This is a genomic window from Sporosarcina ureae (assembly GCF_002101375.1).
GTDB classification, from domain to species: Bacteria; Bacillota; Bacilli; order Bacillales_A; family Planococcaceae; genus Sporosarcina; species Sporosarcina ureae_B.
This window is the reverse complement of the sequence record NZ_CP015207.1, coordinates 920,001-939,878: the sequence shown is the minus strand read 5'-3', so window position 1 is coordinate 939,878 and position 19,878 is coordinate 920,001. Positions and strand designations below refer to the sequence as shown.

The window sequence follows — 19,878 nt, the reverse complement described above, 5'->3', positions numbered from 1 at the left end:
AAAACACACCGAGATGACTATTTGTCATCCGGTGTGTTTTTATTTGATTCTTTGCGATGTTCTATTACAGCTTCTTTTAGATCATCACCAATTGTCAATTTGGTAGGTTCTACACCCGACATATAAGCAGCACGTGTCATTAAGTGACCACCAATTGGAGAAGTGATGAATAAGAAGGCGATACCGAGCAGTAGCTGAATACTAAAGTGGCCTTCATTCCACCAAAAGTGGAGGAAAACTCCGAGCAATAAACTCATGACCCCAAGTGTAGCACTCTTTGAAGCAGCATGTGCGCGTGTATAGACATCCGGAAGCCGTAAGATTCCAATGACTGTGACGATCGTAAAAACAATCCCCGCTGTGACGAGTAACACAATAATAATATCAGCGATCAGATCCACGTTCGATAATCTCTCCTCTCTCAATGAATTTTGAGAAGGACACTGTGCCGATAAACGACATAATGGCGATCAATAGAATGGCATCGATGAAGAATGGTGTGTCGAACAAGATGGAAAACAGTGCAATCGCCGATATGAGCATGACACCGATCGCATCGAGAGCGACTAAACGATCCGGCACGGAAGGACCTTTCCATACACGATATAATAATCCGAGCATAGACAGGATGACTAGCACGAGACAGACAGAATAAAATATAATCATCCTCGGCTCACCTCCATAATGGCTTTCTCGAATGTGTTTTTAATAGAATCGATTGCTTCATCCACATCGTCTACATCAATCGCATGGATATACAACGTACGCTGATCATCTGAAACATGAACGACGACCGTACCAGGTGTCAACGTAATTAAACTAGATAACAACGTAATTTCCCAATCTTTTTCAAGTTCTGTTGGCATAGCGAAGAACATCGGTCGCATAGTCGATAAATCCGGCTTGATCACTAGTAACAACACGGAAATATTCGACATGATCAGTTCTTTTAGGAAAATCGCTGTCAGTTTTAGTGCGGACCAGATTCGCCAAATGTACAAGCGTCCACTGAAATAACGGCGTGTCATGATGATCATCAACAGCCCAATAAGATATCCGATGATGAACGTAGAAGGTGTCAATGAACTTGACATGAACATCCAAACGACTGCAATGAAGAAATTTAATAGTATCTGAAAAGCCATTGACCTCTACTCCTTTAACACCGCATTTATATAGATGGATGGATCTGTTAAGACATCAGCAGCATCCGTCATATATGGCATAAGCCACTCCGCACCCACACCGTACGCTACCGTAATGAGTACCAACATAATAGCTGGGAACATCATATGCCGATACGTACGTTGATCGCGAACAGGCAGCTCGTTCTTCTGAGTACCCCAAAATGCATAAATGAAAATCCGAATGACAGACAGTAGTACCACTAGGCTAGAGGCCAAAATAATGATACTACCGATTACATGATCCGCTTCAAACGCACCTTTTGTGATGAGTACTTTCCCGATAAATCCACTCAACGGAGGGATACCAGCCAGACCGAACGCAGCGATTAAATACGTCCAACCAAGCGTTCCATGCGTTTTAATTAAACCACCCATTTCCCGCAAGTTTGAAGTGCCGGTTACGTAAATGATGATACCGATCAAGACAAACAGTGCACCTTTGATCAACATATCATGAATCAAATAGTAAACTGCACCTTCAAGTCCAGATGTGTTCATTTGAGCTACACCGAACAAGATGACACCTACTGCAATGATGATATTGTAAATGATAATTTGTTTTAAATCGAAATACGCAAGAGCGCCGATACAACCTGCAATGATAGTTAGTAAAGATAGAACCATCAGAAACTGATGCGTGAATCCAATGTCATGCACGAAAAACAACGTATAGGTACGCGTAATCGCATAGACACCTACTTTAGTCAATAAGGCACCGAATAATGCGAGGACTGGTATCGGTGGTGCAGCGTACGAATTGGGTAACCAGAAATACAAGGGAAAGATTGCCCCTTTAATTCCGAAGACGATCAAAAACAAAATCGCGATGACAGAAATAATTCCTGGTTGATTGATCTCGGCGATCTTCACCGAAATATCCGCCATATTCAATGTGCCGATGATAGAGTACAAATACGCTACCGCAATGACAAAGATGGCAGATGAAATGACATTCACCAATATGTATTTGATAGATTCACGAAGCTGCCGTTTCTCGCCGCCAAGCACAATGAGCAAATACGACGCGATCAGTAGCACTTCGAAAAATACGAACATATTGAAAATATCGCCTGTTGTAAAGGCACCATTGATCCCTGTAATCATGAACAGAATCGCAGGATAGTAGAAAAATCGTTCTCTTTCTACACCAATGGATGAAAAGCTATAGATGACGACAAAAAATGTGATGATAATCGTCGTCGTGACGAGCATGGCGGAGAACATGTCCGACACCATCGTAATCCCGAATGGTGCAGGCCAGCTTCCGAGTGTCACGGTTTGGATTCCTTCTGTCTTCACTGTCGCGATAAGCCAAAAAGAAGCAACTAGACTGAGAGCCAATCCGATCAGTGTCAAAACTCTCTGGACGACCACCTGCTCTTTGAAAAACAATAAGATCATCGCGAAAAAGAAAGGAATAATGATCGGAAATAAAAGAAGATTAATCATGTTCATCATTCCCTCTCAATTCATTCATATTATCTGTTTGGTGTACAGCATACATCCGATATGCCATGACAAGCATGACCGCCGTCACACCAAAACTGATGACGATCGCAGTTAAGATTAATGCTTGAGGCAGGGGATCTGCAAAGTCCGTCACACCATCGATTAGAACAGGAGGCGCTGAGCCACCAAGTCCACCCATCGTAAGAATGAGTAAGTGCGCTCCGTGACTGAGCAAACCAGTGCCTAAAATTACTTTCAGTAAACTCCTCGATAAAATTAAATAGACGGCTGCCGTAAATAATATACCGATGAGAATCGCAAGAATAAACTCCATCAGTCATCGCCTCCAATCGATTGAATAATCGTGATGGCGGAACCGACGACCACTAAGTAAACGCCACTATCGAACAACATCGCTGTGTGAAGGGACGTGTGACCAAACAGTGGTAAATCAAAGTCACTGAATGCATGCGTGAAGAATGGCACATTAAAGAAAATCGAGCCCGCTGCTGTACCTAATGCAAGCAATAATCCAATCGCAGTCATTACTGTAAAGTTAAACGGTAGAATCTGTTGAATCGTCCGTAAATCGAATGCCAATAACAACAGTACAATCGCTCCTGTCGTCAACAAGCCACCGACGAATCCTCCCCCTGGTGCATAGTGACCCGCGAAAAAGATGTGTATGGAGAACAAGAAGATGATGAAAAACACTACTTTAGCTGTGGTTTGTAAAATAACATCATTTGTTTTCATCAGTCGGCTCCTTTCTCGATACACGCAAACGAATCATACCAAGTACCGCGATCCCTGCAATAGCGAGTACTGCGATCTCAAATAATGTATCAAATCCACGGTAATCTACAAGAATGACGTTGACGATATTTCCGCCAGCTGCTTCTGTCTTGACCGTATCTTTATAGTATTGAGAAATCGAAGGGATCATTTTTTGTGAGTGGCTGGATAGGGCAACCAACGTCACCATCACACCAACACTCAATGAAACAATCAAATTGACCATTTTATTGCGTTTCGTTTCCCCATGCGTACTAAGTGCCGGCAAATGCTTGAATGCCAGCAAGAACAATGCAACGGATACGGTCTCGATGACAAGTTGTGTCAGTGCTAAATCTGGCGCTTTAAAGATGACGAAGAATAACGCGACGGAATACCCGACGCCGCCGAGCGCGATGATCGCAGCAAGACGTGACTTCGCAAATACAACAAATCCGACAGATAAAATCAACACGATGGCATTCAGTGATCCGTATAATGTGATTGCTGCGAAGCTGTTCATATCGAGAACGAATGCGTCCTTAAGGAACAAAATCGCGATGATTGTAACAGACATAAAGGCAAACATATACAATAAGTATGTCCGGATCTTGCCTGTCATATAAAGACGAGAAACCCGATTCAATCCTTTTTCACTTCCGCGCATAATTGCATCATAACCTTGATTCAGCGATAGCTTATCAGGCTGGATACGATAAAGCGGTTGCCATTTCGGAATGGTTAGATAGAGTAACGTACCGAATACCACTACACCGATAGTCAGCCATAAGCCGGCAGCTCCAAAACCATGCCATGCTTTGACATGAATATCGATAGCGGACGGATTGGCGTACAATGTCGGTTGAATCGCCATGACAGCCGGTTTAATAATCCACTTTCCGATGACATTCGGAATGAAGAACACCAGAATGACAATGGATGCCAAAATGATAGGCGAAATTAACATACCGATCGGTGCTTCATGTGGTTGTTTCGGCAATTGGTCAAACTTCTTCTGTCCAATAAATGTTTTCAAAACGAAATACATACTGTACGTAAACGTAAATACACTAGCAATCCAAGCGATGATTGGGAACATAATCCCCCATGTATCGAAGTTGAATAACTCAAAGTGTCGAAGCGCTACCATAGATTCCAAGAACATTTCTTTACTTAAGAATCCACTGAATGGAGGCAAACCGGCCATAGATAATGAACCGATCGCTGCCACGGTAAAGCTGATCGGCATCACGCTCATTAATCCGCCGAGCTTACGAATATCCCTGGTACCGGTTTCATGATCAATAATCCCGGCGATCATGAAGAGCCCACCTTTAAATGCCGCGTGGTTAATCAAGTGGAAGATGGCCGCATACGTCGCAATGCTAAACATGGCTGCGGTCGTATGATACGAAATGGCACCTGCTCCAAGTAAAGACATGATTAAACCAAGTTGACTGACTGTTGAAAATGCTAAAATCGCTTTCAAATCCGTTTGCTTTACTGCGAAGAATGAACCCCAGAACAGCGTCAACAATCCGATTCCTGTAACGAGCCAAATCCAAGTGGACGCCGAGCCGAAAATCGGCGTAAATCGTGCGACCAAATAAATACCCGCCTTCACCATTGTGGCAGAGTGTAAATACGCACTAACTGGTGTGGGCGCTTCCATTGCATCCGGTAACCAGATATAGAATGGAAATTGTGCCGACTTCGTAAAAGCACCAAGCAAAAGTAAAACTAATGCCAGAGTAAAGTACGGTTGACTCACTAGGTCAGGAGCTTGGGCAATTAATTCCCGTACAGAGAACGTTTCCCCCATGATGCTGAGTAAAATGAATGCCCCGAGCATCATTAGCCCACCAAACACCGTAATCATCATCGATTTCAATGCGCCAAATCGTGACTTGTCCTTCGTATACCAAAAGCCAATCAATAAGAAGGACGAAATGGACGTTAACTCCCAGAACAAATAGAGTGTCATCGTGTTGTCAGATTGCACAACTCCGAGCATAGCGGTCATGAAAATCAGTAAGTAGACATAAAAACTACCAAGATCTTCTTTCTCCCTATCCATGTAAAACACAGAGTACAATACAACTAACGAGCCGATTCCGGTGATCAATAGCGTGAATAATAAACTAAGACCATCTATGTATGAAGTAAACGCAATTCCAAGTGAAGGAATCCATTTCAATTCAGAAATAGCATGACCACCATCCATAACTAACGGCAAAAAACTAGCGTAATAGCCAAATAACACAAGAGGTACTACTAACACAAACCAACCCGTATGTATTCCTTTAATTTTCTTATAAATAAAAGGAACAAGTACCGCGAAGATTACAGGTAAAAAAATCAATAACACGAATTCCAAAAGAATCCTCCTTCCAACCATGTTCTTCACCTATTCAAATTCCCGAGGCATAAGCGTGGGCGTATTTGTTAGTATAGCGTAAAACATTTCAAATTGCATAGACGACAGTTGACCAATTATTGCTTTATTCGACTTCCTTCTTATATTATTAGAAGGGGAAAAAATATTTTTTGGGGGTATTATGAAAAATCCATATTTGTTCAGCTATTTACCATTTGTCTCCATCTTACTATTCAGTTTGACCTTTGGTGTCTATAGTGTAGGAGAGACGCTGATCCTCTTTAAGGAAATCGGTCTCTATCAAGGCATGAGGGAGTTCTTATCAGACCTTCAATTACGCATTTTTTTACTGACCATGTATGCATTAGTATTCTTTATGTTATTTGCAGCTTTAAAACTGATTGCGGTCACCATTCATGAAACGGCCTTATTATTTTTCCTGAAAGAAGAAGCGGATGCCTCGTATAGCGCTTCGAAATCAGGTGTCATCATTTATTTTATCGGCGCACTTGCATCGGTAATTGGTATTCAATCATGGAAGATGCTAGCATTGATCTTCTTTATCACTACTTTTGTCTACTTTATTTACGTAGTCTACAAATTAAGTCCATTTATGCCATTGACGCACACAGTCGGTTTGATATTCTTTCAAATTATCATCTGGAGTGTCTTAGTGGCGGGACTGGTGTATATCATCTTCCGTCTTTACAATGGGCTGCTCGCTAGCATTCCGTTAGCCAATCCAGTGAAATAAATTGAAAAGCCTTGCGGATCCGACCTAACGGATCGTGCAAGGCTTTTATGGTCGCATCGTCGAGGAAAATGCACGCAGATGAATTTTTTGATCACGCAGACGTGGGATGGGGGTTGGTCTGTCGTAACCGATCCAGACAGCCGACGTATAGTGGTCATTCATGCCGATTGTCCACAAGTCTTTAAACGAATCAGTTGTCCCTGTTTTCGCTCCAGTATAGCTCGTTGTATAAGCAATACCTTTGCCTGTCCCGTTCACGACAACTTCTTTCATCAAGGAGCGGATGCTATTGACTGTGGAAGGGGACCAAACCGCTTTTGACGTATCTTTCCATTTATATAATACCTCGCCTTTATGATCCTTTACTGAGCGAATCGCATGAGGAGTCAAATATGTCCCATCGATAAAGCTCGTAGTCGCACCGGCAAGCTCTAATGGCGTGACGCCGTTGGAGAATCCGCCAAGTGCTGCAGGATAGGAACGGTCAGCTGCAACGATGTGCTGAAAATGAAAAGGCGCTATATGCGAGAAAGCCTCGTCTATTCCAACTCGTTGCAATAATCGTACAGCCGTCGAGTTATAACTATTCCGGAAGGCTTCTCGTACTGTAGTCGTGCCAAACTGATAGTGGCCGAAGTTTTTCGGACAATAACCACCAATACAAATATCACTACTGTTTACAGGCGTATCCGCGTGATACGGTCCACTTTCGAAAAATGGTGCATAGACAAGCAATGGTTTGATTACTGACCCTGGTTGCCGAACGGCTTGATAAGCTCGGTTGAAATCTGTTTTTTTATAGCCTGAACCTGCATACAGACTGATAATCTCACGCATCTCATTGTCGATAACAGCAGCTCCAGCCTGCACACCGTTCGTTCCAATAAGTGCATTCAATCGATTTTCATCATGCTGTTGCTTATTTTGATCAAGTGCCGTATCAATTGTCACGCCTTTGCCGATTACTTCTCGCGTCCGTCGATTGATTTCATTTTGCCAGCGTTGACGTTCTTCTGGTGTTTTGGCTTTACTCAATGACACATCGAGTCCTTCCGTCTGCGCTATGAGCTCTTTCAACTCTTCTAATACATATGAACTGTACATGGGGTAACGCTGTTCTTTTTTCTTAACGTTTAATTGAATGGGCATGTTACTATACTCTTCAAATTGCTCTTGCGAAATCACTTGCTGATTGAGCATAACTTGAAGAAGTCGTATTTGACGTTCTTTCGTTTGATCAAAATGCTTGAGTGGGTTATAAAGCGACGGATTATTTGGAATAGCAGCCAAAAATGCGATTTCCGCTTCATGTAATTTTTCAAGTGGACGGCTGAAGTAGTAGCTTGCCGCGCCACCAATTCCGTACACTTGATTGCCGAAATACATTTCATTCAAATACATTTCTAGGATTTCATCTTTTGTCGATTGTTTCTCCAACTCTGCTGCAAAGAAGAGCTCTTTAAACTTTCGTTCATACGTTTTCTCTGTCGATAAATAGCGCATTCGCACGACTTGCTGTGTGATGGTCGAAGCGCCTTGCTGTTTTTCGTCTGCCGCTGCATTGATCGTGAAAGCTCGAATAATCGCGGCGATATCATAGCCGCGATGCTCATAAAACGTCCGGTCTTCACTTTTCAAAAACAACTGTCGCGTGAAAAACGTTATATCTTGCAAATGGATCGGCTGCCGCCATTCAATATATTCTTCCGCAAATAGTGTACCGTTCCGGTCTTTCATTTGAATAGGGGACACCATGGCAGGCACATCCAACTGCACTGCGTCACGAATGGAGGCGTGCAATGCTTCCGTCTGCACGGTTTCTGCGTAGATTTGATTTTGGATAAATAACAATAGCGGTACGCAAGCAAGCGTAATCACTAATCCAACCGTTTGTTTCAACTGACTAGCCTCCTGTACTTTCATATAGCTATAGAAAAATATAACATAACATGGCAACTGCCGCCTGAATCAATAGGGAATAAAAAAGCCACACAACCGATAGACGGTTGTGTGGCTAAATTCACGTGTGTTCATTCGCTTCATCTTGCCGGTCTTCTAGGAAATGTTCGAAATCTTGTGTAGGCCGTCGTACCGCCATGGATAGGAACAGATAACCGACAATGAATAAGATACCCGTCACGATGAATACTGCAGGAATCCCAATATATCCACTGACAATTCCGCCAAACATCGGTCCGATAATATTGCCGAGGAAACGGAAGCTGGTGTTATACCCCATGACTTCACCTTGAACTTCCAGTGGGGCCTCACGACGAACAAGCGCTGTCGTAAGAGGAATCATACCGCCTGTTGAGATACCAAATAAAAACCGCAACAATACAAGTTGCCAAAGTGACGTAACGAACGCCTGCGGAATAATGAAGATGAATGACATGATGAGCAGAATCCCAAGAATTTTTTCATAGCCGATATCGTCGCCTACCTTCCCCCAATACCTAGCGAATAGTAAATTACCCAAGCCTGTTGCACTGAACGTCAACCCTGCTAGGAACGCTACATTGGATGCGGCATGAGTCAAATCCGCTACATAAAGTGATAGCAACGGCTGAATACTAAAATTCCCGACTTGAATCAGCGTTGTAACGATCATCACGTTGAACATCAAACGGTGTTTGAACAATCCACCCAAAATGACTGTCCGCGAATACTTCACTACTTTCCGCACTTTAACACGTGCTTCTTCTTTGATCCCAAATAGCACAAGCAACGTCGCCATGACAACGGAAACGGACGTAATGATGAAAGCATACTCAAAACCGAACGTATCGGCCATTAGACCGCCGAGAACGGGGCCAAATAACATTCCCGCAACACCGCCCATTTGCAACGTCCCAAGCATCTTGCCAGCTTCCTCGCGAGGTGTTTGAGAAGAAATGAAAGCTAGTGAAGTCGGTAAGAAACCGGTAACCAACCCCATCAGTAGTCTCAAGACAAAAAAGGTTTCTACGGAATTGACAAAGCCCATTAAAAAGACCGAAATCGTAATCCCGAAACCATTGATGAGCAAGATGGGCTTAAAGCCGAAACGATCTGCAAAACGTCCCCAAATAGGTGACATGATCAGCGCGGTAATAAACGTAGCACCAAAAATCAATCCTGCCCACTTCTGGACATACGCGTCAGAATAATCTCCAAACGTTTCAATGTATAACGACAGGAACGGCATAATCATCGTCATCGTCCCTGCTACAAGAAAGTTCGTGACCCAGATGATAATGAAATTTTTCTTATGTCGACTCAACGTTGAACCGCCTTCCTCCTGTAAAGCATCAATGATATTAAGTATAAAACAATTCGGTAGCCGAAGGAAATATAGTGCTTACATCAAAAGTGAGAGCGAATGGGGAATACTGATCTTGTTATGGGATGTACATTGGCTGTTTGGATTCATGAGAAGTAGTAAAGCGGAGTGCTATGAGCGGTTATAGCTTGTCATAGAGCGATGTGATGTAAAGTATGAGCGGTAACGGACCGGTATAGAGCGGTTGGAGGTGGCCATAGAGCGGTTACACATGAACTATGAGCAGTTCTACAAAATAATGAGCGAACTCGCATTTTCTTAGGAGTCATCAAGGTTGTCCACTTTTAATATTGTGCTTTCTCTTAGCAAAATAAACTTTGTCAACTAACTGTCACAGTTACAATTATCGAATTTTCCCACCATATATGATAGACTGATTTCATGTAGAAAATACGCATCAAAATGAACGAGCACGCAAATTTGAGGAGGAATATCATGTATCCACAATTATCGACTGAAGTAGCAGAAAACGAAGCACTAGTAACGATGAACACCACAATGGGGCCAATCAAAATAAAGCTTTTTAAAGAGCAAGTTCCAAAGACAGTTGAAAACTTCTTGACGCACGCAGAAAATGGTTACTATGACGGTATTATTTTCCACCGCGTTATTCCTGAGTTCATGATCCAAGGTGGGGATCCAACTGGAACAGGAATGGGCGGAGAGAGTATCTACGGCAACACATTCCAAGATGAGTTTACGATGGATCTATTCAACTTGCGTGGCGCACTATCTATGGCGAATGCTGGACCAAACACTAACGGTAGCCAGTTCTTCATCGTACAAGCATCATCACTAGCAGGCGCTTCAGCTTCACAATTGAAAAAGGGCGGATGGCCTGAAGAAATTGCAGATGCATATGAAGAAAACGGTGGAACGCCACACTTAGATCAAAAGCACACTGTATTTGGTCAAGTGTTAGAAGGAATGGACGTTGTCGACAAAATTGCCAATGCTAAAGCTAACCGCGATAATAAGCCAAAAGAAGAAATTAAAATTGAATCAATCGAAATTATCCAAAAGTAAGCAGATTTGATTCGTAGGGGGAAACTCGCATGGACTTCGTTCTATTAATGCCGTTTCTTTATTTTCCTGAAGATAAATCAGAATACATCCCGGCAGCGATTTCTTTCGTCATCTTCATGACGCTAATGCTGTTCGTATTTCGTTGGGTTATTAAGAAATCCAAACGGCAGGAAGAAGAAACGAGAGAGCTGGAACAACGTATTTTAAAAGAACGACAACAACTTAAAAATCAAGAACATCCCATCGATTGATCGGGATGTTCTTTTTACATCACGATACCTCATAAACTGCCAAAATATCTCTAACTGTTTTCTTACTAGCTGTTGTGCTATCATTAAAAGAAAATACAAATCAGGTGACGAATCATGCAAACCATTGAAATGAATAAAAAAGCAGTCTCACTTCTTAAACAATGGGATCCATTCCAAGAAGGGGAATATGCATATAATGTGGAAATCACTGAAATAGTGAAGGAACTTCATTGTGTAGATCATCCAGCAGACTTGGCTAAGTATATTCGTGATGTCTATGAGCACACCCATGAAATTTGGATACCTTTAGAGAATTGTATGGACATATCCTATAAATTGATTGCTGTTAAATATGAAGCCAAATCAATCGTTCAATATTAACTACTCGACGCCATCTTTTCGGATGGCTCTTTTTTGTTCAAAACTTTGAAATATGGTATACTATGAAACGGCCTTAGTGGCAGACTAGATACTATTTTAGATTGGGAGCTGTTTTGCATGTCTCACAAATTTGCAGTAGGAGATGAGCTGACCGGAAAAGTTACCGGGATACAGCCGTACGGTGCGTTTGTGGCGCTGGATGCTTCAACGCAAGGTTTAGTGCACATCTCTGAAATCACGTACGGATTCGTCAAAGATATTAACGAGTTTTTGGAAGTTGGGCAAGAAGTTCACGTCAAAGTATTGGATGTGGATGAAGGAGCTAGTAAAATTAGTTTGTCGATCCGTGCATTACAGGAGCCACCAAGTTCTTACCTGAATCACTCCCGTTCTCGTCAATCATTACAAGAACGCGTAGATCAGCAAGACGCGGATGGCTTTAATTCACTGAAAGATAAACTACAGGGCTGGATTGAACAATCCGGACGTTAATAAAAGGACTGACGTAGAAGTACATACAACTTCTACGTCAGTCCTTTTTGTTTTTGAAATCTTGACTACTTCTCTATTCCTTCAGTTTCCTCAAACGATACTGCAAGTTTTGTCTGCTCATACCGAGTGAGCTGGCGGTTTTTGTAATATTATGATCATGTAGCTCCATTGCCTTTTGAAGATAATACTTCTCGGCTTCTCGTAAATACTGATCAAAAGGTAGTAGTTTCGAACCGCTCTGCACGATAAAATCTCTTGGTTGTGAAGCGTCATTTGCTATAGACTCCACCTTCATCTTAAATTGCAGAGGCAACATATCGAAAATCAGCGTATTTTCTGTTGTGCGCATGGATGAAACTTCGTCGAGAAGTAGCTCGAGCTCTCGCAAATTCCCTGGCCAGCCGTATACAACAAGTGATTCCTTCACTTTGTCATCAATCTTCGTCAAACCTGTTCCTAGCGACTCTATTCTACTCTTTAAATACGATTCAGCGAAAGGGATAATATCTTCCGGTCGCTTCCGAAGAGGCGGAATCCTAATAGCGAAAGACGCGAAGAAGTAATAAAGCTCTTTTAGCAATGTGCCCGATGCGATCAGCTCAACTGGATCGTCTCCAATACTTGCAATGAATTGATGTCTGGAAGTTTTCTGCAAAACATATAGCAATGCTTGTTGTAAAGAGATCGATAAACTATCGATACGTTCGCAAAATAACGTCATAGGCGGTTGCTGTTGCAGTGTTTCTCTGAGTTGTTGGATGATGTCTGTATCAGCATGTAAACAATGAAAAGTGTGGAAAACCCGCTTGTTTCCCACAGACCCGTAGTGAATAGCTTCGGCGAGATAGTCCTTCCCCACACCTGTTTCTCCGATCAATAATACTGGCAAGCCAGCCGCTGCTGCTTTTTCAGCGGTGGAAATGACCGATTTCATAACGGATGAATGGGCAGTAATTTGATTAAATGTAATCGGTCCGCGATTTTTACGTAAAGGTTGTAAAACGAATTTTTCCAATGCCGTAATATCTTGAGCGAACTCAATCGCACCGATTAAGTCTTGTTGTTCATAAATAGGGTACGTATCATTCATTGTCGTGATTTCTACTTTATTCGCATTCCAGTATCTCTGCTTAACGCGTAATTGAGGTTCTCCACTTTGCAATACTTTCAATAACGTACTCTCATTTTTCTCAAAGTTAAAAAGCTCCAAAATAGAATGGTCTTTTATGTCTTCGAGATTTAATCCTTCGATATCCTTCATTTTGCGATTATAGATAATAGTCCTTCCTGTATGATCTACAGCGTGTATCCCGATATTTGCATGATCCACTGCAAACTGATTGCATATATTCAATAAATTTTCGTATATGTTCATGTGAAACACCTTCCTAACATAAGTACATATCGTATTTTAGTTGCTAAGTTAGTAGAATTTAAAAATAATTACAACAAAACACTTGCAATATGCAATGTTTTCTTGCATCATTATAAATGTAAACGCTATCAAACGCAAATAAATTTTGCGTTCTACTTATAAAGGAGGATTTGATTCCAAATGATTCCATACAAACACGAACCATTCACAGATTTTACAGTGGAAGAAAACCGCAAAGCGTATGAAGAAGGATTAAAACTCGTAGAAAGTTATCTAGGACAAGATTATCCGCTAATTATCGGCGGTGAACGCATAATGACAGACAAGAAGTTAGCATCCACTAACCCTTCTGATAAAAAAGAGGTCATCGGTAATGTCTCTCAAGCTAGTCGCGATTTAGCAGAGCAAGCGATGAATACCGCGAAAGAAGCTTTCGAAACGTGGAGAAAAGTCAAGCCTGAATTTCGTGCTGACGTATTATTCAAGGCAGCTGCCATCGTCAGACGTCGCAAGTTTGAGTTTTCTGCACTGCTTACAAGAGAAGCAGGGAAGCCTTGGAATGAAGCGGATGCAGATGTCGCTGAAGGTATCGACTTTATGGAATATTACGCTCGACAGATGCTTACTTTAAAAGATGGTATGCATGTGGAGAGCAGACCAGGTGAGTATAACCGATTCGATTACGTACCACTTGGTGTAGGAGTAGTCATTTCACCATGGAATTTCGCATTTGCGATCATGGCAGGTACAACAGTAGGTGCACTTGTAACAGGAAACACCGTGCTGTTGAAGCCGGCTTCCACAACAACGGTCGTGGCATATAAGTTTATTGAAGTACTGGAAGAAGCGGGAATGCCAGCTGGTGTCGTCAACTTCATCCCTGGATCAGGTTCTGAGATTGGTGACTACTTGGTCGACCACAAAGACACTCGTTTCGTTTCCTTCACAGGTTCACGCGAAGTAGGTACACGAATTTTCGAACGTGCGGCAAAAGTACATGACGGTCAAATTTGGTTGAAACGTGTGATTGCAGAGATGGGTGGTAAAGATACGATTGTTGTCGATAATGAAGCTGATTTGGAACTGGCAGCGCAATCTATCGTTTCTTCATCATTTGGATTCAGTGGCCAAAAGTGTTCTGCATGTTCCCGTGCAATCATTCATGAGGATGTCTACGATGAAGTAGTGAAGCGCGTAGAAGAAATCACGAAGGCGTATAACTGGGGTGATCCAATCGATGGAAACAACACAGCCGGTCCAGTTATTGATCAGGCGGCATTCGATAAAATCATGGAGTATATTGAAATCGGCAAGCAAGAGGGACGTCTCATTGCAGGCGGAACGGGCGACGATTCAAAAGGGTATTTCATAGCACCCACCGTATTTGCTGACGTGGATCCGAATGCGCGTATTTCTCAAGAGGAAATCTTCGGTCCCGTTGTCGCGCTCTCAAAAGCCTCATCATTTACAGAAGCGATTGAATTTGCAAACGATACAGACTACGGCCTAACAGGTGCAGTCATCACGAAGAACCGCCACCATATTGAGCAAGCTCGTGAAGACTTCCACGTAGGAAATCTATATTTCAACAGAGGTTGTACAGGCGCCATTGTTGGATACCAGCCATTTGGTGGGTTCAATATGTCGGGTACTGACTCAAAAGCTGGCGGACCTGATTACTTGCAGTTGCATATGCAAGGGAAAACTACTTCGGAAATGCTGTAAATCGTTGAAGTGAATTTGAAGGGGTGAACCGATATGACGAAAACGACTACTGTTATTGAACAAACAAAAAAGTACGGTGCAAATAACTATAATCCGCTGCCGATTGTAATTTCTGAAGCGGAAGGTGTCTGGGTTAAAGATCCTGAAGGGAATAAATATATGGATATGTTGGCTGCCTATTCCGCACTCAACCAAGGACATCGTCATCCGAAAATTATTCAAGCGCTGAAAGACCAAGCAGATCGTGTTACGTTAACTTCACGTGCTTTCCATAATGATCAATTGGGTCCGTGGTATGAAAAGATGGCGGCGCTTTCAGGTAAAAATATGGTATTGCCTATGAACACTGGCGCAGAGGCAGTGGAGACTGCTTTAAAAGCAGCGAGACGCTGGGCGTATGATGTGAAAGGTGTAGCAGGCAACCATGCGGAAATTATTGCGTGTGTAGGGAATTTCCACGGCCGTACACTGGGAGCGGTTTCATTGTCATCCGATGCTGAATATAAAAAAGGATTCGGTCCCTTGCTACCGGGTATCAAGTTAGTAGAGTACGGGGATATCGATGCATTGAAAGCGGCAATTACTTCCAATACGGCTGCTTTCTTGATTGAGCCGATCCAAGGAGAAGCGGGAATCATTATTCCACCTGAAGGGTTCATGAAAGAAGCTTCGGATTTATGTAAAAAAGAGAACATCCTCTTTATTGCAGATGAAATCCAAGCTGGACTCTGTCGGACAGGTGAAATGTTTGCTTGTAACTATGATGGTGTCACGCCGGATATGTATATCCTTGGTAAAGCACTTGGCGGGGGCGTGTTCCCGATTTCCTGTGTACTTGCGAATGATGACATCTTAGGTGTATTCAATCCAGGATCTCATGGATCTACATTTGGCGGAAATCCTATGGCTTGTGCAGTATCCTTGGCAGCAATTGAAGTGTTGGAAGATGAGGGGCTCGCGAAACAATCCAAAGAACTAGGAAACTATTTCATGGATGAGCTAAAGAAACTCTCTCATCCTGCAATTAAAGAAGTACGTGGACGCGGGTTATTTATTGGAATGGAATTAACGGAACCAGCACGCCCATATTGTGAGGAACTAAAAGAACTCGGTTTATTATGTAAAGAAACACATGATACAGTAATTCGTTTCGCGCCACCATTGATTATTACGAAAGATGAGTTAGATTGGGCATTGGGAAAAATTCGTACAGTATTTAACAAGTGAGTAATATGCTGCCACTAAAATTCCGTCGCACAAAAAATTCGCAAAAAATTTGGAATCGATGTGTGGATGTTTGACTATGCTCGTGTTATAATGTGTCCGTGAAAGACAATAACAAACAAAGAGGCGAGCCATACAATGACAGAAAACCTGAATCTATTTACGTCTACACAAGTTGTTATAAAAGATGCACTTGAAAAGCTAGGCTATGATGAAGGAATGTATGAACTATTGAAAGAACCACTTCTTATGGTAGAGGTGCGTATACCTATCCGTATGGATGATGGTAAAGTAAAAGTGTTCACTGGGTACCGCGGACAACATAATGATGCCGTGGGACCAACAAAAGGTGGAATTCGTTTCCATCCTAACGTAAGCGCTGATGAAGTGAAGGCGCTTTCTATGTGGATGACGCTGAAAGCGGGAATTGTAGACTTGCCATACGGCGGTGCTAAAGGCGGTATCATATGTGATCCGCGAGAAATGTCGATGGGTGAATTAGAACGTCTGAGTCGTGGCTATGTGCGTGCGCTTAGTCAGGTAATGGGACCTGCAAAGGATATTCCTGCTCCGGACGTCTTTACGAATTCACAATTCATGGCATGGATGATGGATGAATATAGTAAAATTGATGAATTTAACTCACCTGGTTTCATTACAGGCAAGCCGGTCGTGCTTGGCGGTTCACATGGCCGCGAGCGCGCAACAGCTGAAGGGGTTACCATCATTATTAATGAAGCGGCAAAACGCCGTAATATTGATATGAAGGGTGCGCGTGTTATCATTCAAGGTTTCGGTAACGCGGGTAGCTTCCTATCTAAGTTTTTACATGATTCAGGCGCGAAAGTAATCGGTATTTCCGATGCGTACGGTGCATTGTATGATCCGGATGGTTTGGATATCGACTATCTACTTGATCGTCGTGACAGCTTTGGAACAGTCACTACACTATTCGACAATACGCTAACAAATGCGGAACTACTCGAAATGGAATGTGATATTTTAGTTCCAGCTGCAATCGAAAATCAAATTACAGAAAAGAATGCTCATAATATTAAAGCGAACATCGTAGTGGAAGCGGCTAACGGTCCAACTACTTCGGAAGCGACTAAAATCCTGACAGATCGCGGTATTCTACTAGTGCCAGACGTATTGGCGAGCGCTGGTGGCGTAACTGTATCGTATTTCGAATGGGTTCAGAATAATATGGGGTATTACTGGTCTGAAGAAGAAGTACGTGAAAAAATGACAGCGAAGATGGTTCAAGCATTTGAAAATGTTTATAACATCGCAACTACACGTAATATCGATATGCGTTTAGCAGCATATATGGTTGGTGCACGTAAAACAGCGGAAGCAAGCCGTTTCCGTGGCTGGGTATAAAAATGGTAAAAGGCATCTCCTCGAGTGTGAGGAGATGCCTTTTATATGTGTTTAATAGGTGATGCAGATTGGATCTCTTCGGTAGATTTCGGTTCCTCTTCTCTGCGCCAATACGTAAAAAGAACTTGTAATGCCATAAGACCGGACAATCCGATGACGATATAAAGAAAGCGTGCTAATGGCTGATAGGCCCCTTCTGTTAGTTGGGCGATGACATCAAAACGAAAAATCCCGACTACGCCCCAGTTTAATGCGCCGATTAACGCAATCGCTAGCGTGACTTTTTGCAATGTCTCCATTTTATCTCCTCCTATGAAAAGTATATCCTGTTTTTAGAACACTATACTTGCATCGTTCATACATCTTTTTCATAATAGGGAATGAGAAGAAGGAGGCGTACGATGTGGATAATTTTATTTTCAATAATCCGACCAAATTATTATTTGGTAAAGATCAACTGAAACATTTACCTGAAGAACTGGAAAGATACGGTAAAAAGGTACTTCTCGTATATGGTGGCGGCAGTATTAAGCGTAATGGCCTGTATGATGAGATCATGACATTATTGAACGACAATGATTTTGAAGTAGTAGATATGCCGGGCGTGGAACCGAATCCCCGACTGTCAACAGCTAAAAGAGGCGCAGAACTGTGTAAAGAACATAATATAGATGTAATTATCGCAGCAGGCGGAGGATCTGTAATTGACTGTACTAAGTTAATTGCTTCTGCAGCAAAATACGATGGTGATCCATGGGACTTCGTAACAGGCAAAGCAACACCTAAAGAAGCACTGCCATTTGGTACAGTGCTGACGCTTACTGCGACTAGTTCAGAAATGAATGCAGGTTCTGTTATTACCAATGAAGACACACAGGAGAAATATGGCTGGGGTGGACCGTTAAGCTATCCAAAGTTCTCTATATTGGATCCTAAATACACATTGTCAGTACCGCTAGATCAAACAGTCAACGGTATTGTCGATACGATGTCCCACATTTTCGAGCAATACTTCCATACTGCAAACAATGCTTCGTTCCAGGATGAAATATGTGAAGCGGCATTGCGTTCCGTTATGAAGACTGGAGAGCAACTCGTGAAAGATCCTGAGAACACAGAGCTTCGCGAATCTATGATGTTTGCGGGTGTTTGGGGATTGAATGGTTTCTTATCGATGGGTACAAAAGGGGACTGGGGTACGCATACTATCGAACACGCCGTATCTGCTGTCTACGATATACCTCACGCCGGTGGTTTAGCGATTTTATTCCCGCACTGGATGAAGCAAACATTCCCGAAAAATCCACAACGCTTTGTACAGCTGGCTGTTAATGTATTCGGAGTAGATTCAGCTGATAAGACGGATGAAGAGATTGCAATGGAAGGAATCGACCGTTTAAGTGCTTATTGGAAGAAGATCGGCGCACCTGTCACGTTAGCAGATTATGATATTGATGACTCTAAATTGGAGTTAATGGCAGAAAAAGCTGCTGTAAATGGACCGGTTGGTAGATTTGCTCAATTATCCAAAGATGAAGTTCACACTTTATTGAAGGCTAGTTTGTAATTTCTGTAGTTATTTGTCAACAAAATAAAGAGACTGAAAGCATAGCCTGATAAGAGTTTGCTTTCAGTTCAAAACGCCAAGTCACGTCGACTTGGCGTTTTATTATGGATAAATAACGAGTTCTACCGATTCTACATAGGAAAGTGTAGTGAGTTCTATATAAAGTGAAGAAGTAGATTTTTTTGGATGTGCCATAAGTTTGAAATGTAATTCGTGATGGTATTGATGTTCAGGTGTCTGGAATTGTCTGATACGCATATGGTCAATTTCCATATGTTCTTCACTCAAGTATCGTACGAGGTCGTCAATTTTAGATTTTTGCGTAATAATGATCGTACAATTTGCCTCTTTAGTACGCAATCGCTTAGGACCAAATCTGCCTAATAATGGTGCTACTAACTCGATAACGATCATTACACTAACTACAGTGAACAATGCTTCGATATAAAAACCTGCACCTACCGCAATACCAATTCCCGCTGCGCCCCAAATCATGGCAGCTGTAGTGAGCCCTGTGATATTATCATTATCCCTGCGCAATATAGCCCCAGCACCTAGGAATCCAATACCACTGACAATTTGTGCGGATAG

21 protein-coding genes (1 of these 21 cut by a window edge) are annotated in these 19,878 nt (G+C 42.4%); 9 read left to right on the top strand and 12 right to left on the bottom strand.

The features are described from left to right. Positions 1–17: 17 nt before the first annotated feature. Genes mnhG through SporoP8_RS04600 form a run of 7 tightly spaced genes read right to left on the bottom strand, consistent with a single transcriptional unit; the run spans position 18 to position 5,787 of the window. Positions 18–401 carry a monovalent cation/H(+) antiporter subunit G gene (mnhG, locus tag SporoP8_RS04630; protein WP_085131432.1) on the bottom strand — a complete coding sequence of 128 codons (384 nt, stop codon included), beginning with the start codon at positions 399–401 and terminating at the stop codon, positions 18–20. Then, the gene (locus SporoP8_RS04625) at positions 385–666 is read right to left on the bottom strand and encodes a Na(+)/H(+) antiporter subunit F1 (protein WP_085131431.1); all 282 of its coding nucleotides are present in this window, start codon (positions 664–666) and stop codon (positions 385–387) included. Before SporoP8_RS04625 ends, mnhG begins: the two co-directional genes overlap by 17 nt. Then, positions 663–1,145 carry a Na+/H+ antiporter subunit E gene (locus SporoP8_RS04620; protein ID WP_085131430.1) on the bottom strand — a complete coding sequence of 161 codons (483 nt, stop codon included), beginning with the start codon at positions 1,143–1,145 and terminating at the stop codon, positions 663–665. Before SporoP8_RS04620 ends, SporoP8_RS04625 begins: the two co-directional genes overlap by 4 nt. Before the next feature lie 6 nt (positions 1,146–1,151). Then, the gene (locus SporoP8_RS04615; RefSeq protein WP_085133555.1) at positions 1,152–2,636 is read right to left on the bottom strand and encodes a Na+/H+ antiporter subunit D; all 1,485 of its coding nucleotides are present in this window, start codon (positions 2,634–2,636) and stop codon (positions 1,152–1,154) included. Beyond that, positions 2,629–2,970 (bottom strand): Na(+)/H(+) antiporter subunit C, encoded by a 342-nt coding sequence (locus SporoP8_RS04610; protein ID WP_085131429.1) that lies wholly within the window; start codon positions 2,968–2,970, stop codon positions 2,629–2,631. The genes SporoP8_RS04615 and SporoP8_RS04610 overlap by 8 nt, the downstream gene beginning before the upstream one ends. Continuing rightward, positions 2,970–3,392 (bottom strand): Na(+)/H(+) antiporter subunit B, encoded by a 423-nt coding sequence (locus SporoP8_RS04605; RefSeq protein WP_085131428.1) that lies wholly within the window; start codon positions 3,390–3,392, stop codon positions 2,970–2,972. Before SporoP8_RS04605 ends, SporoP8_RS04610 begins: the two co-directional genes overlap by 1 nt. Continuing rightward, a complete protein-coding gene (locus SporoP8_RS04600) occupies positions 3,379–5,787 on the bottom strand; it encodes a Na+/H+ antiporter subunit A (protein WP_085131427.1) in 2,409 nt (802 codons plus the stop codon). The genes SporoP8_RS04605 and SporoP8_RS04600 overlap by 14 nt, the downstream gene beginning before the upstream one ends. A 181-nt stretch (positions 5,788–5,968) precedes the next feature. Here SporoP8_RS04600 and SporoP8_RS04595 point away from each other — a divergent pair, with 181 nt between their 5' ends. Then, positions 5,969–6,541, top strand: coding sequence for a DUF5366 family protein (locus SporoP8_RS04595; RefSeq protein WP_085131426.1), 573 nt, complete (start codon positions 5,969–5,971; stop codon positions 6,539–6,541). 45 nt (positions 6,542–6,586) lie between these two features. On the opposite strand, the gene SporoP8_RS04590 is transcribed toward SporoP8_RS04595, so the two are convergent. Both SporoP8_RS04590 and SporoP8_RS04585 read right to left on the bottom strand, forming a co-directional pair. After that, a complete protein-coding gene (locus SporoP8_RS04590; protein ID WP_099661077.1) occupies positions 6,587–8,440 on the bottom strand; it encodes a transglycosylase domain-containing protein in 1,854 nt (617 codons plus the stop codon). A 121-nt stretch (positions 8,441–8,561) separates the two neighbouring features. Next, the gene (locus SporoP8_RS04585) at positions 8,562–9,803 is read right to left on the bottom strand and encodes an MFS transporter (RefSeq protein WP_085131425.1); all 1,242 of its coding nucleotides are present in this window, start codon (positions 9,801–9,803) and stop codon (positions 8,562–8,564) included. Between the two features lie 495 nt (positions 9,804–10,298). Between SporoP8_RS04585 and SporoP8_RS04580 the strand changes: the two genes are divergently transcribed. The 4 genes from SporoP8_RS04580 to yugI all read left to right on the top strand — a co-directional run bounded on the left by SporoP8_RS04580 (position 10,299) and on the right by yugI (position 12,013). Next, on the top strand, positions 10,299–10,889 hold the full coding sequence (locus SporoP8_RS04580) for a peptidylprolyl isomerase (RefSeq protein WP_085131424.1): 591 nt from the start codon (positions 10,299–10,301) through the stop codon (positions 10,887–10,889). A 29-nt stretch (positions 10,890–10,918) separates the two neighbouring features. After that, a complete protein-coding gene (locus tag SporoP8_RS04575; protein WP_085131423.1) occupies positions 10,919–11,140 on the top strand; it encodes a hypothetical protein in 222 nt (73 codons plus the stop codon). A 114-nt stretch (positions 11,141–11,254) separates the two neighbouring features. After that, positions 11,255–11,521: a DUF1871 family protein gene (locus SporoP8_RS04570; RefSeq protein WP_085131422.1), complete on the top strand. Its 267-nt coding sequence runs from the start codon at positions 11,255–11,257 to the stop codon at positions 11,519–11,521. 117 nt (positions 11,522–11,638) lie between these two features. Then, positions 11,639–12,013: a S1 domain-containing post-transcriptional regulator GSP13 gene (gene yugI / locus SporoP8_RS04565; protein ID WP_085131421.1), complete on the top strand. Its 375-nt coding sequence runs from the start codon at positions 11,639–11,641 to the stop codon at positions 12,011–12,013. A 73-nt stretch (positions 12,014–12,086) separates the two neighbouring features. Here the strand turns inward: yugI and SporoP8_RS04560 are convergent, their stop codons facing one another. Next, entirely contained in the window at positions 12,087–13,388 is a 1,302-nt protein-coding gene (locus SporoP8_RS04560; protein WP_085131420.1) for a sigma 54-interacting transcriptional regulator, read from the bottom strand. Between the two features lie 180 nt (positions 13,389–13,568). On the opposite strand from SporoP8_RS04560, the gene pruA reads away from it, so the two are divergent. From pruA to SporoP8_RS04545, 3 genes are all read left to right on the top strand, one after another. Further along, the gene (gene pruA / locus SporoP8_RS04555) at positions 13,569–15,113 is read left to right on the top strand and encodes an L-glutamate gamma-semialdehyde dehydrogenase (protein ID WP_085131419.1); all 1,545 of its coding nucleotides are present in this window, start codon (positions 13,569–13,571) and stop codon (positions 15,111–15,113) included. A gap of 33 nt (positions 15,114–15,146) precedes the next feature. Next, complete coding sequence (locus SporoP8_RS04550) at positions 15,147–16,340, top strand: ornithine--oxo-acid transaminase (protein WP_085131418.1); 1,194 nt, start codon at positions 15,147–15,149, stop codon at positions 16,338–16,340. Positions 16,341–16,475: 135 nt separating this feature from the next. Beyond that, on the top strand, positions 16,476–17,720 hold the full coding sequence (locus tag SporoP8_RS04545; RefSeq protein WP_085131417.1) for a Glu/Leu/Phe/Val family dehydrogenase: 1,245 nt from the start codon (positions 16,476–16,478) through the stop codon (positions 17,718–17,720). A gap of 41 nt (positions 17,721–17,761) precedes the next feature. On the opposite strand, the gene SporoP8_RS04540 is transcribed toward SporoP8_RS04545, so the two are convergent. Then, positions 17,762–18,019: a DUF378 domain-containing protein gene (locus SporoP8_RS04540; protein ID WP_085131416.1), complete on the bottom strand. Its 258-nt coding sequence runs from the start codon at positions 18,017–18,019 to the stop codon at positions 17,762–17,764. 104 nt (positions 18,020–18,123) lie between these two features. Between SporoP8_RS04540 and SporoP8_RS04535 the strand changes: the two genes are divergently transcribed. Then, positions 18,124–19,287 (top strand): iron-containing alcohol dehydrogenase, encoded by a 1,164-nt coding sequence (locus SporoP8_RS04535; RefSeq protein WP_085131415.1) that lies wholly within the window; start codon positions 18,124–18,126, stop codon positions 19,285–19,287. 102 nt (positions 19,288–19,389) lie between these two features. On the opposite strand, the gene SporoP8_RS04530 is transcribed toward SporoP8_RS04535, so the two are convergent. Continuing rightward, positions 19,390–19,878, bottom strand: partial view of an MgtC/SapB family protein gene (locus SporoP8_RS04530; RefSeq protein WP_085131414.1) — the 3' portion only. Its footprint extends 234 nt past the window's final position; 489 of the gene's 723 nt are visible here — the last part of the coding sequence; the start codon falls outside the window, past its right edge; the stop codon is at positions 19,390–19,392.

What these genes read in the sequence shown, in the direction of transcription:
- SporoP8_RS04625 (WP_085131431.1), bottom strand. Translation starts at nt 666, where the DNA reads ATGATTATATTTTATTCTGTCTGTCTCGTGCTAGTCATCCTGTCTATG.
- SporoP8_RS04620 (WP_085131430.1), bottom strand. Translation starts at nt 1,145, where the DNA reads ATGGCTTTTCAGATACTATTAAATTTCTTCATTGCAGTCGTTTGGATG.
- SporoP8_RS04615 (WP_085133555.1), bottom strand. Translation starts at nt 2,636, where the DNA reads ATGATTAATCTTCTTTTATTTCCGATCATTATTCCTTTCTTTTTCGCG.
- SporoP8_RS04610 (WP_085131429.1), bottom strand. Translation starts at nt 2,970, where the DNA reads ATGGAGTTTATTCTTGCGATTCTCATCGGTATATTATTTACGGCAGCC.
- SporoP8_RS04605 (WP_085131428.1), bottom strand. Translation starts at nt 3,392, where the DNA reads ATGAAAACAAATGATGTTATTTTACAAACCACAGCTAAAGTAGTGTTT.
- SporoP8_RS04595 (WP_085131426.1), top strand. Translation starts at nt 5,969, where the DNA reads ATGAAAAATCCATATTTGTTCAGCTATTTACCATTTGTCTCCATCTTA.
- SporoP8_RS04580 (WP_085131424.1), top strand. Translation starts at nt 10,299, where the DNA reads ATGTATCCACAATTATCGACTGAAGTAGCAGAAAACGAAGCACTAGTA.
- SporoP8_RS04575 (WP_085131423.1), top strand. Translation starts at nt 10,919, where the DNA reads ATGGACTTCGTTCTATTAATGCCGTTTCTTTATTTTCCTGAAGATAAA.
- SporoP8_RS04570 (WP_085131422.1), top strand. Translation starts at nt 11,255, where the DNA reads ATGCAAACCATTGAAATGAATAAAAAAGCAGTCTCACTTCTTAAACAA.
- yugI (WP_085131421.1), top strand. Translation starts at nt 11,639, where the DNA reads ATGTCTCACAAATTTGCAGTAGGAGATGAGCTGACCGGAAAAGTTACC.
- SporoP8_RS04560 (WP_085131420.1), bottom strand. Translation starts at nt 13,388, where the DNA reads ATGAACATATACGAAAATTTATTGAATATATGCAATCAGTTTGCAGTG.
- pruA (WP_085131419.1), top strand. Translation starts at nt 13,569, where the DNA reads ATGATTCCATACAAACACGAACCATTCACAGATTTTACAGTGGAAGAA.
- SporoP8_RS04550 (WP_085131418.1), top strand. Translation starts at nt 15,147, where the DNA reads ATGACGAAAACGACTACTGTTATTGAACAAACAAAAAAGTACGGTGCA.
- SporoP8_RS04545 (WP_085131417.1), top strand. Translation starts at nt 16,476, where the DNA reads ATGACAGAAAACCTGAATCTATTTACGTCTACACAAGTTGTTATAAAA.
- SporoP8_RS04540 (WP_085131416.1), bottom strand. Translation starts at nt 18,019, where the DNA reads ATGGAGACATTGCAAAAAGTCACGCTAGCGATTGCGTTAATCGGCGCA.